Annotated in this window: 17 protein-coding genes; 10 read left to right on the top strand and 7 right to left on the bottom strand. The window is 62.7% G+C overall.

The window, feature by feature from the left end:
• Positions 1 to 13: 13 nt before the first annotated feature.
• Positions 14 to 499 carry a GNAT family N-acetyltransferase gene (locus tag V6607_RS25340; RefSeq protein ID WP_134327202.1) on the bottom strand — a complete coding sequence of 162 codons (486 nt, stop codon included), beginning with the start codon at positions 497 to 499 and terminating at the stop codon, positions 14 to 16.
• A 146-nt stretch (positions 500 to 645) separates the two neighbouring features.
• On the opposite strand from V6607_RS25340, the gene V6607_RS25335 reads away from it, so the two are divergent.
• The 4 genes from V6607_RS25335 to V6607_RS25320 are packed head-to-tail and all read left to right on the top strand — an operon-like array spanning position 646 to position 3,178.
• Positions 646 to 1,065, top strand: coding sequence for a nuclear transport factor 2 family protein (locus V6607_RS25335; RefSeq protein WP_134327201.1), 420 nt, complete (start codon positions 646 to 648; stop codon positions 1,063 to 1,065).
• Between the two features lie 42 nt (positions 1,066 to 1,107).
• Positions 1,108 to 1,452 (top strand): YciI family protein, encoded by a 345-nt coding sequence (locus tag V6607_RS25330; protein WP_003213107.1) that lies wholly within the window; start codon positions 1,108 to 1,110, stop codon positions 1,450 to 1,452.
• Positions 1,453 to 1,481: 29 nt separating this feature from the next.
• Entirely contained in the window at positions 1,482 to 1,964 is a 483-nt protein-coding gene (locus V6607_RS25325) for an SRPBCC family protein (RefSeq protein WP_003213108.1), read from the top strand.
• Between the two features lie 2 nt (positions 1,965 to 1,966).
• Complete coding sequence (locus V6607_RS25320) at positions 1,967 to 3,178, top strand: RNA polymerase sigma factor (protein WP_102370297.1); 1,212 nt, start codon at positions 1,967 to 1,969, stop codon at positions 3,176 to 3,178.
• A gap of 138 nt (positions 3,179 to 3,316) precedes the next feature.
• Here V6607_RS25320 and V6607_RS25315 read toward each other — a convergent pair whose 3' ends face one another.
• A complete protein-coding gene (locus V6607_RS25315; RefSeq protein WP_134327200.1) occupies positions 3,317 to 4,042 on the bottom strand; it encodes an SDR family oxidoreductase in 726 nt (241 codons plus the stop codon).
• 111 nt (positions 4,043 to 4,153) lie between these two features.
• Here V6607_RS25315 and V6607_RS25310 point away from each other — a divergent pair, with 111 nt between their 5' ends.
• Positions 4,154 to 4,996, top strand: coding sequence for a LysR family transcriptional regulator (locus tag V6607_RS25310; RefSeq protein ID WP_003211429.1), 843 nt, complete (start codon positions 4,154 to 4,156; stop codon positions 4,994 to 4,996).
• A gap of 137 nt (positions 4,997 to 5,133) precedes the next feature.
• Here V6607_RS25310 and V6607_RS25305 read toward each other — a convergent pair whose 3' ends face one another.
• Positions 5,134 to 5,988: a LysR family transcriptional regulator gene (locus V6607_RS25305; RefSeq protein WP_102369744.1), complete on the bottom strand. Its 855-nt coding sequence runs from the start codon at positions 5,986 to 5,988 to the stop codon at positions 5,134 to 5,136.
• 89 nt (positions 5,989 to 6,077) lie between these two features.
• On the opposite strand from V6607_RS25305, the gene V6607_RS25300 reads away from it, so the two are divergent.
• Positions 6,078 to 6,515: a multidrug/biocide efflux PACE transporter gene (locus V6607_RS25300; RefSeq protein WP_134327199.1), complete on the top strand. Its 438-nt coding sequence runs from the start codon at positions 6,078 to 6,080 to the stop codon at positions 6,513 to 6,515.
• Positions 6,516 to 6,572: 57 nt separating this feature from the next.
• Here the strand turns inward: V6607_RS25300 and V6607_RS25295 are convergent, their stop codons facing one another.
• Together V6607_RS25295 and V6607_RS25290 are read right to left on the bottom strand one after the other, a co-directional pair.
• Positions 6,573 to 7,481 carry a LysR family transcriptional regulator gene (locus tag V6607_RS25295; RefSeq protein WP_003211434.1) on the bottom strand — a complete coding sequence of 303 codons (909 nt, stop codon included), beginning with the start codon at positions 7,479 to 7,481 and terminating at the stop codon, positions 6,573 to 6,575.
• 57 nt (positions 7,482 to 7,538) lie between these two features.
• A complete protein-coding gene (locus V6607_RS25290) occupies positions 7,539 to 8,297 on the bottom strand; it encodes an SDR family oxidoreductase (protein WP_134327198.1) in 759 nt (252 codons plus the stop codon).
• Between the two features lie 112 nt (positions 8,298 to 8,409).
• Here V6607_RS25290 and V6607_RS25285 point away from each other — a divergent pair, with 112 nt between their 5' ends.
• Entirely contained in the window at positions 8,410 to 9,381 is a 972-nt protein-coding gene (locus V6607_RS25285) for a LysR family transcriptional regulator (protein ID WP_003211437.1), read from the top strand.
• Here V6607_RS25285 and V6607_RS25280 read toward each other — a convergent pair.
• Entirely contained in the window at positions 9,302 to 10,219 is a 918-nt protein-coding gene (locus tag V6607_RS25280) for a LysR family transcriptional regulator (RefSeq protein WP_087693153.1), read from the bottom strand. The two genes, V6607_RS25285 and V6607_RS25280, sit on opposite strands and share 80 nt — an antisense overlap.
• Positions 10,220 to 10,450: 231 nt before the next feature.
• Between V6607_RS25280 and V6607_RS25275 the strand changes: the two genes are divergently transcribed.
• The 3 genes from V6607_RS25275 (at position 10,451) to V6607_RS25265 (ending at position 13,135) form a co-directional block, all read left to right on the top strand.
• Positions 10,451 to 11,209: a 5-oxoprolinase subunit PxpA gene (locus V6607_RS25275; protein WP_063027778.1), complete on the top strand. Its 759-nt coding sequence runs from the start codon at positions 10,451 to 10,453 to the stop codon at positions 11,207 to 11,209.
• 76 nt (positions 11,210 to 11,285) lie between these two features.
• Complete coding sequence (locus tag V6607_RS25270) at positions 11,286 to 12,164, top strand: allophanate hydrolase subunit 1 (protein ID WP_008432967.1); 879 nt, start codon at positions 11,286 to 11,288, stop codon at positions 12,162 to 12,164.
• Positions 12,161 to 13,135: a biotin-dependent carboxyltransferase family protein gene (locus V6607_RS25265; protein WP_134327196.1), complete on the top strand. Its 975-nt coding sequence runs from the start codon at positions 12,161 to 12,163 to the stop codon at positions 13,133 to 13,135. Before V6607_RS25270 ends, V6607_RS25265 begins: the two co-directional genes overlap by 4 nt.
• A gap of 123 nt (positions 13,136 to 13,258) precedes the next feature.
• Here V6607_RS25265 and V6607_RS25260 read toward each other — a convergent pair whose 3' ends face one another.
• A complete protein-coding gene (locus V6607_RS25260; RefSeq protein ID WP_008432964.1) occupies positions 13,259 to 14,875 on the bottom strand; it encodes an inorganic phosphate transporter in 1,617 nt (538 codons plus the stop codon).
• Positions 14,876 to 14,934: the final 59 nt, after the last annotated feature.

The following is a 14,934-nucleotide window of genomic DNA, read 5'->3' as shown; positions in this document are numbered from 1 at the left end:
AGCTCCTTATTGTTTAAAACACCCACGCCAACCGGCGCTCATACCCAATCCGCCCCTTATACGCCTCCCCGCTGTCCACCCAGCCCTGCTGCAAATACAGCCCCATCGCCGCCACATTATCCGTGTCCACCGACAGCTCCAGCGCCTTGATCTGCGGCCAAACCAGGCGCGCGGCGGCGGGGAGGGCTTGCAGGCAGGCTTTGCCAAACCCCAGGCCTTGCTGATGGCGATCGACTTGCAACGCGTGCAGCGTGGCGCTGTGTTCATCCGCCCAATGGGGCAGGCAGGGTGGGCGTTTGAGCAGCAGGAAGGCCACGGGAATCTCGTCGGCGAGTAACGCAAAGCCTGCCACGCCGGGATTCGGATTGACCAGCAGGGTGTTCAGCGCACAGTAGATATCGCCGGAAAAACCCAGTTGTTCGGGATGCACTTCCAGGGCGTTGAGTTGCTGTTGTTGCAGGGCAGTCAACGTCTGATAGGCGACGAGGCGGGTTTCCATCGGCGTAGCATCCGAAATCCTACATAGAAGCGCGGATTCTAGCGGGTTTGCGGTAGTCGCAATTATTTTTTGCGGGACTGTCGATTGGCCCGGGGCTCAGTCGACTAAGGGTGTCTTCAGTGATTTTTCCCGCAAGGAGTATTGCCATGAGCACCGCAATCAGCAGCTTGATCGAACAATGGAAACAGGCGGTCACCGCCAAGGATGTCGAGAAGATTGTTAGCTTTTACGCCGACGATATCGTCGCGTTCGACGCCGTCAGCGCCCTGCAGTTCAAGGGCAAGACCGCCTATCAGGCGCACTGGAAGGCGTGCATGGAGTTCTGCCCGGGCCCTGGGGTCTTTGACTTCCATGAGATGCGTATCGTCGCCGGCGATAACAGCGCCTTTGCCCACTGGCTCGCGCACTGTGGCGGCACCGGGCCCGACGGCGTACTCAAGACCTGCTGGATGCGCGTCAGCGCCGGCTACCAGCGCGTTGGCGGCGAGTGGAAAGTGGTGCATGAACATTGGTCGGCACCGTTCGACATGGAAACCGGCGCCGGTCTGTTCGACCTGAAACCTTGAGCGCCGCGAACTATAGTCAGTTGTCCGAAAACGGAGAATCCCATGAAATACCTCTGCCTGATCTATAGCAACGAACAGGTGCTGCACGATTCGCCCGACAGCCCCAAGGACCCGGAATGTTTCGCCTATGGCCAGTCCGTGCAGGCCAGCGGACGCATGCTCGCCGCCGAACCGCTGGAGTCGGTGAGCACCGCCACCACCGTGCGCATGCGCAACGGCAAGTTGTCGATCACCGACGGACCGTTTGCCGAAACCAAGGAGCAGCTCGCCGGGTTTTACCTGATTGAAGCCAAGGACCTGAATGAAGCGATCCAGGTGGCCGGCGGCATACCGGCGGCCCGGGTCGGCAGTGTGGAAGTGCGCCCCGTGCGTGAATTGAATCTCTGATCACAACAATAAAACCCAGGAGGTTTCCCATGAGCATTCAACCCAAACCCGCCGAATTTGAACTGTCCATCAGTCGCTTGATCGATGCCCCTCGCAGCCGCGTGTTCCGCGCCTGGACCGAGCCGGCCTTGTTGCAGCAGTGGTGGGGCCCACACGGGATGACCACTCCCGAGTGCGAAATGGACCTTTGGGTGGGTGGGCAATTTCGCACGCTGATGCGCGCGCCGGACGGCAGCGAATACCCGACCCAGGGCGTATTCCTGGAGATTACCGCCCCCAGTCGGCTGGTGTTTACCGACGCCTTCACCCCCGGCTGGATCCCTTCGGGCCAGCCATTCATGACCGCCGAAGTCACCTTTGAAGATGTCGACGGCAAGACCCTGTACACCGCCCGCGCCATGCACTGGAGCGCCGAGACCAAGCAGGCCCACGAAGCCATGGGCTTTCACGAAGGCTGGGGGCAGAGCCTCGACCGGCTGGTGACGCTGGTGACCGAAGGCCTGCGCGATTGACGGTGCAGGCCCGGGTTGAAGCGGTTTATCGCAGCGAATCGCGGCGCATCCTGGCGACCCTGATTCGCTTGCTTGGCGATTTCGACCTGGCTGAAGAAGCCTTGCACGAGGCGTTCTTCGTCGCAGTCGAGCGCTGGGGGCAGGACGGTGTGCCGGATAACCCCCGGGCCTGGCTGGTCTCGACCGGGCGCTTCAAGGCCATCGACCGTTTACGTCGCCAGGCGCGTTTTACCCCGTTGTTGCAGGCGCAAGCCGATGCGCTGGAAGCGGCAGACTGGAGCGTTGAAGACGTGGAAGACGACCGCCTGCGCCTGATCTTCACCTGCTGCCACCCGGCGCTGGCGGCGGATGCCCAGGCGGCGCTGACCTTGCGTGAGATCTGCGACCTCACCACCGAGGAAATCGCCCGGGCGTTTCTCGCCACGCCCACTAGCATCGCCCAGCGCATCGTGCGGGCCAAGGGCAAGATCCGCGAAGCGAAGATCCCCTATCAGGTGCCATCCCTGGCGGAGTTGCCCGAGCGCCTGGACAGTGTGCTGCGGGTGATTTACCTGGTGTTCAACGAAGGCTATTCGGCGTCAATGGGCGCCGACCTGACCCGTGAAGACCTGACCCGCGAAGCGATTCGCCTGGGCCGCTTGCTGATGGAGTTGTTGCCGGAGCCGGAAGTGATGGGCTTGCTGGCGCTGATGTTGCTCCACCAATCCCGGCGCCCGGCACGCACTTCGGCCGGCGGTGAGTTGGTGTTGCTGGATGAGCAGGACCGTTCGCTGTGGGATGCGTCGTTGATTGCTGAAGGATGCGCCCTGGTGGAGAAATCCCTGACCACACGCCGCTTCGGGCCCTACAGCCTGCAGGCAGCGATTGCGGCGGTACACGCTGAAGCCGTGAGCGCCGATGAGACTGATTGGCCGCAGATCGTCGGGCTGTATGACGTGTTGCTTGGAGCGATGCCATCGCCGGTGATCGAGCTGAATCGCGCGGTGGCCGTTGCGATGCGCGATGGAGCGCAGGCCGGTTTGCAATTGGTGGACGGCATTCTGGCGCGGGGGGAGTTGGTGGACTATCACCTGGCGTACTCGGCGCGGGGCGAGTTTTGTCGGCGATTGGGGCGAGTGGAGGACGCGCGGCGAGCGTTTGAACGGGCGCTGGCATTGACCCAGCAAGTGCCCGAAAAGCGCTTTATCGAGCGGCGATTGGCCGAACTCAAATAGTGCAGGCGCCGGAGATCCAAATGTGGGAGCGGGCTTGCTCGCGAATGCGGTGTGTCAGTCAACATTTCAGTGACTGATCCACCGCATTCGCGAGCAAGCCCGCTCCCACATTTGTTCGATGTTGTCTTGATGAATGAGTTACGGCTGCTGACGCGTCGCCGCCAACACGATCTCGCGAATGCACACATGCTGCGGCTGCTGGTAGGCATAGGCAATCGCCGAAGCCACATCATCGGCGCTCAGCACGGTGCCGCCCATGTCCTGTTTCCACGCCTGGTAGCCGGTCTTGATGGCTTCGTCGGTGGTGTGGCTCAGCAGTTCGGTTTCCACCGCGCCCGGCGCAATGGTGATCACACGCACATTGTGCGGCGACATTTCTTCCCGCAGGTTTTCCGAAATTCCATGCACGGCGAACTTGGTGCCTACATAGGCGACGTGGTTGGGGAAGGTCTTGCGCCCGGCTACCGAGCTGACGTTGATGATGGTGCCACCCTTGCGCTCGACCATGCTGCCGGCCACCGCATGGATGCCGTTCAGCAGGCCCTTTACGTTGACGTCGAGCATCTGCTCCCACTGTGCCGGGTCCTGTTCGCTGACCGCGCCCAGCAGCATCACGCCGGCATTGTTGATGAGTGCATCGGCCGGGCCGAATTGCGCTTCAGCTTCCTTCACCGCCGCCACCAGCGCAGCGCGATCGGTGATGTCGACACCGCGACACAAGGTGTTCGGCAACTCCAGCGCATTCAGCCGGTCGATGCGGCGGGCCAGCAGCAACAGCGGGTAGCCGGCGGCCGACAGCAAGCGCGCAGTCGCTTCGCCAATGCCCGAACTGGCGCCGGTAATGATGATCAATGGCTTGCTCATGGTGGAACTCCTGAAATAAGAAAAACAAATAACTGAACGTGGAGCGCAGTATATTTAGCCCTTGGCTGGCTGAAAAATGCCTTATTCCTCTGTCTGTCATCGGTATTAACTATGGATGTGCGTCATCTCAAGGCGTTTCTCGCGGTATTCGAGGAACGCAATATCACCGCCGCCGCCCAGCGCCTGTTCATCAGCCAGCCGACGTTGTCGGTGACTATCAAGCAACTGGAAGAAGAACTGGGCGTGGCGCTGTTTCTGCGCCAGCCTCGTGGGGTCGAGGTCAGTGACGAGGCGCGGGTGCTGTACCCGCAAGCCCGGCGCATGGTGGCCGAGGCCGATGCGTTGAGCCGCTTGTTTCGCGGGCGCGAAAACCGCATCGCCCTGGAACTGGGGGTGGAAGGCGATATTGCCGACAGCCAGATCGAAACCTTCCTGCGCATGGCGCACCAGGGCCTGCCGGGTTTGCTGCTGACCTTGCAGGAAGGCTGCGAAGGAGAAGGGCGCCTGGCGGTAGAGGAAATGTGCTGCGAGGACGAATTGTTCCTGCCGCTTTGGGAAGAGTCCTACGTGATGGCGCTGCCGATTGCGCACCCGATGGCGGCGGGCGGCAAGGAGCAGGCCTGGGCGCCGATCGAAGACTGGATTACCTGCCCGCAGCATGATTCCCACCAACGGCTGATGGCCTTGTACGGCCGCTCGCCCCAGGCGGTGGCCGGGCATGCCGGTTCGTTGACCCAGGCATTGCACATGGTGGCGGCCGGTGTCGGCGTGGCGATGTTGCCGCAGTCGCTGGCGGCGGAGCGGGCCGGGGTGGTGATTCGCCCCTGGCACCTGCCGGCACCGACGCGCCGGGTGGGGTTGTGCTTTGCCGCCCAGGCCCTGGAGTTGCCGGCGTTGCGGGCCTTGCATGAGTATTTCCAGAACAACCGCCCGCCGCAGATTGAAGCCGCCTGACGGCGCCTTTGAATTCACCGCAAATTCAATGTAGGAGCTGGCTTGCCTGCGATAGCGGTGGTGACTGACACACCGCTATCGCAGGCAAGCCAGCTCCCACATTTGATCTTCATTGTTGCGAATAGTGTGTTTCGGCGTTATTCCAGCATCTTGCCCAGCAACCAACTGCCGGCCGGGCCGGGCGGATGCTGGCGTGACCACAACGCGTCCACCGCCACCGAGCGCGGCCAGCCCCGGGCCTTGATTTCACACAGGTGGTCGCCGCCAAACCGCTCCACCAGCCAGCGCGGCAGCGGTGCCCAGCCAAAACCCAGTTGTGCCATTTCCATCAGCATCAGGTAACTGGGCGCTGACCACACCCGGCCCAGGCCGCGGGTTTCATTCGGGTTGATGATGCTCGCCAGGCGCAGTTCGCGGTGTTGTTCCAGGGTGTGCTGGTCGATGTCCGCAAGGTTCGCCAGCGGATGTCTGGGTGAGACAAACAGCGCGATTTCCGTGCGCTCTTCCACGGTGGTGCTGGTGAGGTCCGGCGGGTAAACCTCCTGCATCTCGATAAACGCAATCTGCGCCCGGCCACTTTGCACCAGGGCGATCAAGTCCTCGCATTCGGCGATCAGGCATTCCAGCTCCAGGTCCGGGTAGCGCTGTTCGAAGGCGCTGAGGGCGGTTTCGAAACGGTCCGACTGATACGTATCGGACATCGCGATACTCAGCTTCGGTTCCAACCCCTGGGATAACTGGCTGGCCGCCAACTCCAGGCGGCTGCTGGCTTCCAGCACCTGCTCGGCGCGTTGCAGCAGCACATGCCCGGCCGGGGTCAGCGTGGGCTTGCGGCTGCTGCGATCAAACAGCACCACATCCAGGTCAATCTCCAGGCTGGCCACCGCCGCGCTGACGGTGGACTGGCTCTTGCCCAGCTTGCGCGCCGCCGCTGAAAACGAACCGTGGGTCGCCGCCTGCACAAACGCCTGAAGCACTTCATGGGATGCCATGACTATCGCCCTGATCGATGGTTATTGGTTATGAAGTATCGACTCCAAGGGTAATGATGGCAACCATCGTCACTCACGGAGAACGGGTCATGACACCCACCAAGTCGATTACTGAACGCGTTTGGCAGGCCATTGGTTTTGAAGGTTTGGCCTTGTTGATCTGTACACCGCTGCTGGCGTGGATCATGGATAAACCGGCCCTGGAGATGGGCATGGTGACCTTGGCCATCAGCCTTATGGCGCTGGCCTGGAACGTGATTTTCAACGGCCTGTTCGACCGTCTCAAGGCGCGCCTGCAACTGTCCGGCGGGGTGTGGACCCGCGTGCTGCATGCGTTGATGTTTGAAGGCGGCCTGGTGGCGATCTGTGTGCCGCTGATTGCCTGGTGGCTGAACATCAGCCTGATGCAGGCGTTTATCCTCGACATCGGCGTGTTGCTGTTTTTCCTGCCGTACACCTATGTGTATCACTGGGCGTATGACGCCGCGCGGGAGCGGATTATGCAGAAACGGATGCGCACCGCGTAGGAGTCCGGCTTGCCGGCGATGGCGATTTTGGATACGTCATCGCCGGCAAGCCAGCTCCTACAGGGGTTGTAGGGCGGCCACAAAATCGAGGAATGCCCGCACCTTGGCCGCCGGCAAATGCCGCGACGGGTAGAAGGCATACAACGGGAAACGCTCGTCGGGCCAGTCGGGAAACAACTCGATCAACGCGCCGGATTTCAGCGCCGGTGCCAGCCCAAGGTCGAGCATTTGCGCCACTGCATGGCCGTGTTCGCACACGCTGTACAAGGTCCCGGCATCGTTGACCACCAGCCGCCCGCTGGTGGCGATGTTGACCTGCTCGCCCGGCCGGTGGAATTCCCAGCCAAACGGCCGGCCGGTCTGGGAGTCGCGAAAGTCGATGCACACGTGCTGGCCGTCTTCCAAGTCCTTGGGGTGTGAAGGGCGACCATGCCGCTCGAGATAAGCTGGCGAGGCCAACGTCAGCACCCGCACTTCCATCAGCTTGCGGGCGATCAGCGAGGACGATTGCGGAATGCCAAAACGGATGGCCAGGTCAAAGCCATCCGCTACCAGGTCCCCGAGTTGATCCCGCGTGTGCAGGTCCAACTGCAGCTGCGGGTATTGGCTCATGAATTCACCCAGCACCGGCCCCAGCACCAGCCGCGAAAAGTACGGGTCGATGTTCACCCGCAACCGCCCGCGAACCGTCAGGGCGCTGTCGGCCGCCGAGCTGGCGGCTTCTTCCAGGCCGGCCAGCAGCGGGGCGATTTCCTGGTAGAAACGCCGGCCCTCGTCGGTCAATTGCACCGAGCGGGTGGTGCGGTCGAACAGGCGGATGCCCAAGCGTTTTTCCAGCCGCGAAATAGCCCGGCTGACCCCCGAAGGCGTCATCTCGAGGCTGTCGGCGGCGCGGGCGAAACTGCCGCTGTCGACCACGGCGGCCAGTACGCCCATGCCACCGGCCAGTCCTGGATCAAAACTCATGGGTGATTGCCTGTCAGGTATCCGAAAGCATTGATGCTAGCGGAGAATCCGAGAGCGTTACAGAAACATCCCGCCCGAGGCCTCGACCCGTTGCCCGGTGATCCAGTTGCTGCCGTCGGCCAGCAGGGTGGAAATCGCCCCGCCGATATCATCCGGCAAGCCTGCGCGACCGAGGGCGGTGTTGTTGGCGACCATCGCGTTCACGTCCGGATTGTCGCGCACCACGCCGCCGCTGAAGTCGGTGGCAATCGCGCCGGGGGCCAGGGTGTTCACGGTGATGCCACGGGCACCCAGTTCCTTGGCTTGGTAGCGGGTCAGCACTTCCACCGCGCCTTTCATCGAGGCGTAGGCCGAATAACCCGGCAGGCTGAAGCGCGCGAGGCCGCTGGAGATATTGATGATGCGGCCACCGTCACTGATCAGCGGCAGCAGTTTCTGGGTCAGGAAAAACGGGCCCTTGAAGTGGATCGCCACCAGTTGGTCGAACTGCGCTTCGGTGGTGTCGGCGAAGCTGGCGTGGGCGCCGATCCCGGCGTTGTTGATCAGGAAGTTGAAGTGCGCCTGGCCGAACACGTCCTTCAATACCGAGCCGACCTGGGCGGTGAACGCCTCGAAGGTGGAACTCTGGCTGACGTCCAGTTGCAGCATGGCCGCCTTGCCGCCCAGCGCTTCGACTTGGGCGAGCACGGCCTGGGCTTCGTCCGCCGCGCTGTTGTAGGTACCGATAATGTCGACGCCTTGTGCCGCCAGGTGCAGCGCAGCGCTTTTGCCCAGGCCGCGGCTGGCGCCGGTGATGAGTGCAATTTTACGGGTCATGGTGAAGTCCTCGGGGCGTGTGGTGGTTCGTGGGACTGAGTGTATTTGTCCGGCTATAACGTGATAAACAGAGCTATACCGGAATCACTGGCCGGATAAGGCGAACAATCCAATGAACAAACTAGAGTTGCTGCGTACCTTCGTGCGCGTTGCTGAACTGTCGAGTTTCACCCAGGCGGGCGAGAGCCTGGGCTTGCCGCGCTCCACGGTTTCCGAGCATGTGCAGGCACTGGAAGAGTTGCTGGGCGCGCGCCTGTTGCAGCGCACCACGCGCAAGGTCCAGGCGACCCAGGACGGGCGCGTGCTGTATGAGCGCAGCAAGGATTTGCTGTCGCACATGGAAGAGCTGGAAGGCTTGTTTCGCCAGGATGAAGCGCAGCTGGCGGGGCGCATTCGGGTGGACATGCCCAATGTCATGGCCCGGGAATTGATCCTGCCGCGCCTGCCCGAGTTCATGGACCTGCACCCGCTGATCGAACTGGAAATCAGCAGCACCGACCGCCAGGTTGATTTGCTGGCGGAAGGTTTCGACTGCGTCTTGCGCGTCGGTGCGCAGCCGGACCAGTCGGTGGTAGCCCGCTTGTTGTGCAGCATGCCGATGATCAACTGCGCCAGTGCTGCGTACCTGAAGCGTTACGGCGTACCCAGGACGCTCGCTGATTTGGCTCACCATCAGTTGGTGCATTACGTACGCCCGCTGGGCTCACGTTCCCCAGGGTTTGAATACGTACAAGGCAACAAGGTGCAGCGGATTCCCATGGCCGGGCGCGTCACGGTCAACAGCACCGACGCTTACCGGGCGGCGTGCATCGGTGGCTTTGGCCTGACCCAGGTGCCCGCCCTGGGCATTCACGATCAACTGGCCAGCGGCGAGTTGGTGGCGGTGCTGCCGGACTATCCGGCGCCGGCACTGGACGTGTCCCTGCTGTACGCCGGCCAACGGCATTTGCCGCTGCGGGTGCGGGTGTTCATGGATTGGCTGGCCGCCACCTTGCAGGCTGCTTTCAACGCCGGGCAGACAACTGCTGCGGCGCCAGGAATGCATCATGGAAGTAATCCCGAAACGCCTGCATCGCCGGCGTGAAATCGCGCTCGCGGTGCCAGGCCAGGCCGACGCTCATGGGCGTGACCTTGTCGGTGACGCTCACGGTTTCGATGCGTTTGCCTTCCAGTGACCACGGGCGATGCACCAGGTCTGACAAGATCGCCACGCCGCTGCCGTTGGCGACCATGCTGCGTACTGCCTCCACCGAACTGGTGCGCAGCCGCACCTTGGGGATTTGCCCGGCCTGTTCCCAGTAGCGCATGGCGCTTTGTTCGGCTTCGTCGACGGTGAGGAAAATGTACGGCTCCCTGGCCACATCGGCGAGGCTCACGGCGGGGCGTTCGCACAACGGGTGATGGCTGGGCAGCCACAGGCGGCGTTCGGAGTTGAAGAGGATTTCCGAGACGATATCCGCGTGGGTGAGGTTGGCGGTGAGCACCACAGCCATGTCGAACTGGCCGTTGAGCAGGCCGTGTTCGATGGCCTGGCGTTCCTGTTCGAACACCTCGATGGTCACGTCCGGGTGCCAGTGTTCCATGCGCTGCAAGTGGTGCGGCAGGAAGTAACCGAGCACGGTGTAGCTGGCGGCCACCCGCAATACGCCGCTGGCGCGGTAGTCCGGCAGCGGGCTGTTCAGGGCATCGTCGACGCTGCGCACAATCACATACGCCCGGTTGAGGAAATGCCGCCCGGCGTCGGTCAGGCTCATGCCCTGGGCCGAGCGCACGAATAGCTGCGCGCCGAGCATCGCTTCCAGCTCCTTGATCGCGGTGGTCACCGCCGATTGGGAGATGTTCAGGTGAATCGCCGCCTGGGAGATCTGGCCGATTTCGGCGGTGGCGACGAAGTAGCGGATTTGGCGCAGGGTCAGGGACATGGTTTCTCCGCTCGTTCCCACGCTCTGCGTGGGAATGCATCCTGTGACGCTCCGCGTCACGATTTCAAGGGCGGACGCAGAGCGTCCAGGGCGGCATTCCCACGCGGAGCGTGGGAACGATCAGTATCGGGTATCTGATTTTCAGAAGATGGGCCATCTGATAATAGATCTTCCCAAGGGGTCAAGGGGCAGCCTAATTTCCATCGCAAGAACTTCAACGGAGCGACCCCGATGCAGGCAGTGGATTTCAATTCGGACATGGGCGAAGGCTTCGGCCCCTGGACCATCGGCGATGGCGTCGACAGTGAACTGATGGCCTACATCAGCTCGGCCAACATCGCCACCGGCTTTCATGCCGGCGACCCGGGCACCATGCGCCGCACCGTCGAGCGCGCCAAGCAGTTGGGCGTGGCGATTGGCGCGCACCCGGGTTTTCGTGACCTGGTGGGGTTCGGCCGGCGCCATATCAACGCCCCGGCCCAGGAGCTGGTGGACGACATGCTCTATCAACTCGGCGCCCTGCGGGAGATCGCCCGGGCCCAGGGCCTGACGCTGCAACACATCAAGCCCCACGGCGCGTTGTACATGCATCTGGCGCGGGACGAAGAAGCGGCGCGGCTGTTGGTGGAAAACCTGCAACGCCTGGAACCCACGCTGTTGCTGTACTGCATGCCCAACTCGGTGATCTGGCGCATTGCCAAGGAACTCGGCCAGCCGGTGGTGCGGGAGTTTTATGCCGACCGTGAGTACGATCTCACCGGCTCCATCGTGTTTACCCGCAATGTGCGGGCGCTGGATCCGGCAACGGTTGCGGCGCGTGTCCTGCGTGCCTGCCAGACCGGCCTGGTGCGCACGGTTGAAGGCGAAGACCTGTTTATCGAATTCGATTCCATTTGCCTGCACAGCGACACCCCCGGCGCCCTTGAACTGGTGGAAGCCACCCGTGAAGCGCTGGATCAGGCGGGCATCGAAGTACGCACACCCCGCTGACCGACACCGGTGCCCAGACACCGGGTCTGATTGATTTTTTGCCTGCCTTTCTACAATGATTCCAAGAGGAACAGACATGGCTGAATCTTCCCCGATCCGCTACAGCTTTGGCGGTGATGAACACCTGTTTGCCGAGGTCAGCGAGAGCATGTCCCTGGAGGCTTTCTTCAAGGGCATGGCCGTCACCCGCGCGGTGGAACGCTTGGCCCTGGACGGTGTGCTGGACGTCTGCCTGGCAAACGCCTCGTTCCAGATTCGCTTCGACCCGGACCGCATCGCGCCCCACGTGTTGCTCGACGCGGTACAAAGCGCCGAAGCCCAGGCCGTGGCCGAACGTACCTTGCACACCCGCATCATCGAAATCCCGGTGCTGTACAACGACCCCTGGACCCATGAAACCCTGATGCGCTTTCGCGACCGTCATCAGGACCCGACCGGCACCGACCTGGAATATGCAGCGCGGATCAACGGCCTGGCGGATGTGGACGCGTTTATCGCGGCCCACAGTGGCGCGCCGTGGTTTGTCTCGATGGTGGGGTTTGTGGCGGGCTTGCCGTTCATGTTCCAGATGGTGGAGCGCGAGCGGCAGTTGCAGGTGCCCAAGTACCTGCGCCCACGCACCGACACGCCGAAATTGACCCTCGGCCACGGCGGCTGCTTTGGCTGTATCTATTCGGTACGCGGCGCCGGCGGTTACCAGATGTTCGGCGTCACCCCGGCGCCGATCTACGACCCGCAACAGCAACTGGCTTACCTGAAAGAGCACATGGTGTTCTTCCGTCCCGGCGACATCGTGCAGTTCAAACCCATGGACCGCGACGCCTATGACCTGGCCGTGGCAGAAGTGGACGCAGGGCGCTTCGACCTGCGCATCCGCCCGGTGGAGTTTTCCCTCGACGCCTTTCTCGCCGACCCCATCGGCTACCCGAAAACCTTGCAGGAGGCGCTGGCATGATCAAGGTACTCAAAGCCGGCCTCGCCACCTCCGTGCAGGATCTTGGCCGCGAAGGTTATTACCACCTCGGCATCCCGCCATCCGGCGCCCTGGACCAATACGCGTTGAGCGCGGCCAACCACCTGGTGGGCAACCCCATCGGCGCTGCCGGGCTGGAATGCACGTTGATCGGGCCGGAGCTGGAGTTTCAGCAGGATGCCCTGGTGGCGTTGTGCGGGGCGCTGATGTCGCCGCGCCTGGACGGCGTGGTGGTGCATCAGGACACCGCGTTTGAAGTGCGGGCCGGGCAAGTGCTGCGCTTTGAATTTCCCAAGGCCGGCGCACGGACTTACCTCGCGGTGGCTGGTGGTATTGACGTGCCGCTGGTATTGGGCAGCCGGTCCACTTACACCCTGGGTGCGTTGGGCGGGTTTCACGGGCGGCGGCTGGTGGAGGGTGATGAACTGCCCGTGGGCGAAGCCAGCGGCAAAGGCCGGGCGGGGAACAGTTTGCCCATGGCGTTGCGCCAATCGGTGGGTGGGGACGTGACCCTGCGGGTGGTGCCAGGGCTGTATTACGAGCGCCTGACGCCCGCCGCCAAGAGCAGCTTTTTTGCCGAGCCCTGGACGGTAGGGTCGGAGGCCGACCGCATCGGCTATCGCTTCAAGGGCGGCAATGCCTTGAGCTTTCAGCCACGGGAACAGCCGTTTGGCGCCGGGTCCGATCCGTCGAACATCGTCGACAGTTGCTACCCCATCGGTTCGATCCAGGTGCCGGCGGGTCTGGAGCCGATCGTGCTGCACCGGGACGCGGTGTCGGGCGGGGGCTACGCGATGATTGGCACGGTGATCAGTGCCGACCTGGATCTGATCGGGCAGATGCAACCGAACCAGCGGGCGGGGTTTGTGGCGGTGACGCTGGAGGAAGCGTTGGAGGCGCGGCGGGTGTACAAAAAGCGGCTGAAGGTGATGGGTGGGTTGTTTAGCACCTGAACTCACCACTGAACCCAATGTGGGAGCGGGCTTGCTCGCGAAAGCGGAGTGTCAGTCAATAAGTCTGTGACTGAGCCACCGCATTCGCGAGCAAGCCCGCTCCCACATTTTTATCGGGTTGTGTCAGAACAATTGGGTGAATAGCCAGTACAGGCTACCCGATAACAGAATCGCCGCCGGTAACGTCAGCACCCAGGCCATCAGCAAGTTGCGGATGGTCTTCATCTGCAAGCCACCGCCGTTCGCCACCATGGTCCCGGCCACACCCGACGACAACACATGGGTGGTGGACACCGGCAAGCCATACATGTCTGCCGCGCCGATGGTCAGCATTGCCACCATCTCGGCGGATGCGCCCTGGGCGTAGGTCAGGTGGGTCTTGCCGATCTTCTCGCCCACGGTCACCACGATACGTTTCCAGCCGACCATGGTCCCCAGCCCGAGGGCGATGGCCACGGCGATCTTGACCCACAGCGGGATAAACCGTGTGGCGTTGTCGATCTGTTGCTTGAACAGTTGCAGCTTGTTCTGGGTGTCGGCATCGAAGTTGCCGACCTTGCCCTTGTCCATCAGGCGGATGGTTTCGCTGGTCAGGTACATGTCGTTACGCACGTTGCCCACGGCCTCGGCCGGAACGGCGGCGAGGGAGCCGTAGCTCTTCACTTCCTCACCGATATGCCCGGTGATGGCGGCCAGGGCGGGCACCAGTTCCGGGGTGGCTTCCTTGGTGCGTACGTAGGTCGACAAGGTGCCGCGAGAGTCGGCGGGGGCCAGTTGCGGCGCCGCTTTTACCAGGGCTGCCTGGGTGACTTCGGCCACCGCGGCAAACTGCAACGACTCACCGGCCGGCATGGTGCGGTTCAACGCGTAGGCCATCGGCAGGGTGCCCACCAGGATCAACATGATCAGGCCCATGCCCTTCTGGCCATCGTTGGAACCATGGGCGAACGACACGCCGGTGCAGGTGGCGATCAGCATGCCGCGAATCCACCACGGCGGCGGGGTATCGCCTTTCGGCGCTTTGTACAGCGAGCGATTTTTCACGAAGGCCCGCAGCGCCAGCAACAGCAGGGCGGCGAAGGCGAAGCCGATCAGCGGCGACAGCAGCAGCGCATAACCGATCTTGATCGCCTGGCCCCAGTCCACACCGCTGGTGCCGTCGCGGCCATGCATCAGTGCGTTGGCCACGCCCACGCCGATGATCGAGCCGATCAAGGTGTGGGACGACGACGCCGGCAACCCCAGCCACCAGGTGCCGAGGTTCCACAGGATCGCGGCGATCAACAGCGCGAAGATCATCGCAAAGCCGGCGGAGGAGCCGACCTGCAAAATCAGCTCTACCGGCAGCAGGGCGATGATGCCGAACGCCACCGCGCCGCTGGATAGCAGCACGCCGAGGAAGTTGAAAAAGCCCGACCACACCACCGCGAAATGCGGTGGCAATGAGTTGGTGTAAATCACCGTGGCCACCGCGTTGGCGGTGTCGTGGAAGCCGTTGACGAACTCGAAGCCCAGGGCGATCAACAGCGCCACGCCCAGCAGCAGGAACGGCGTCCAGGTGGTGACCACCGTGCCCAGCTCGTGCATGTCGTGCATCAGGCTGTAGGCGGTGAACAACAGGCCCATGGCGAGTACGGCGAAGAAAATGATCACCGTCACCAGGCCCGGTTTTTTGTCCAGGCGCGGTTTGGGATCGTTGGTGACGGAGGCGGTGGAGGCGGTCAGCGAAGGGGTTGCCATGCCGGAACATCCAGTGTTGAGGGAGGATATCCGTCATGATCGTTGCAGAATGTTACAGA

The organism is Pseudomonas sp. KK18 (assembly GCF_037094675.1).
GTDB lineage: Bacteria > Pseudomonadota > Gammaproteobacteria > Pseudomonadales > Pseudomonadaceae > Aquipseudomonas.
This window is presented reverse-complemented; position numbering and strand designations above follow the sequence as displayed.

Coding starts and splice junctions, on each gene's coding strand:
- V6607_RS25340 (WP_134327202.1), bottom strand. CDS start 499: ATGGAAACCCGCCTCGTCGCCTATCAGACGTTGACTGCCCTGCAACAA.
- V6607_RS25335 (WP_134327201.1), top strand. CDS start 646: ATGAGCACCGCAATCAGCAGCTTGATCGAACAATGGAAACAGGCGGTC.
- V6607_RS25330 (WP_003213107.1), top strand. CDS start 1,108: ATGAAATACCTCTGCCTGATCTATAGCAACGAACAGGTGCTGCACGAT.
- V6607_RS25325 (WP_003213108.1), top strand. CDS start 1,482: ATGAGCATTCAACCCAAACCCGCCGAATTTGAACTGTCCATCAGTCGC.
- V6607_RS25315 (WP_134327200.1), bottom strand. CDS start 4,042: ATGAGCAAGCCATTGATCATCATTACCGGCGCCAGTTCGGGCATTGGC.
- V6607_RS25310 (WP_003211429.1), top strand. CDS start 4,154: ATGGATGTGCGTCATCTCAAGGCGTTTCTCGCGGTATTCGAGGAACGC.
- V6607_RS25305 (WP_102369744.1), bottom strand. CDS start 5,988: ATGGCATCCCATGAAGTGCTTCAGGCGTTTGTGCAGGCGGCGACCCAC.
- V6607_RS25300 (WP_134327199.1), top strand. CDS start 6,078: ATGACACCCACCAAGTCGATTACTGAACGCGTTTGGCAGGCCATTGGT.
- V6607_RS25295 (WP_003211434.1), bottom strand. CDS start 7,481: ATGAGTTTTGATCCAGGACTGGCCGGTGGCATGGGCGTACTGGCCGCC.
- V6607_RS25290 (WP_134327198.1), bottom strand. CDS start 8,297: ATGACCCGTAAAATTGCACTCATCACCGGCGCCAGCCGCGGCCTGGGC.
- V6607_RS25285 (WP_003211437.1), top strand. CDS start 8,410: ATGAACAAACTAGAGTTGCTGCGTACCTTCGTGCGCGTTGCTGAACTG.
- V6607_RS25280 (WP_087693153.1), bottom strand. CDS start 10,219: ATGTCCCTGACCCTGCGCCAAATCCGCTACTTCGTCGCCACCGCCGAA.
- V6607_RS25275 (WP_063027778.1), top strand. CDS start 10,451: ATGCAGGCAGTGGATTTCAATTCGGACATGGGCGAAGGCTTCGGCCCC.
- V6607_RS25270 (WP_008432967.1), top strand. CDS start 11,286: ATGGCTGAATCTTCCCCGATCCGCTACAGCTTTGGCGGTGATGAACAC.
- V6607_RS25265 (WP_134327196.1), top strand. CDS start 12,161: ATGATCAAGGTACTCAAAGCCGGCCTCGCCACCTCCGTGCAGGATCTT.
- V6607_RS25260 (WP_008432964.1), bottom strand. CDS start 14,875: ATGGCAACCCCTTCGCTGACCGCCTCCACCGCCTCCGTCACCAACGAT.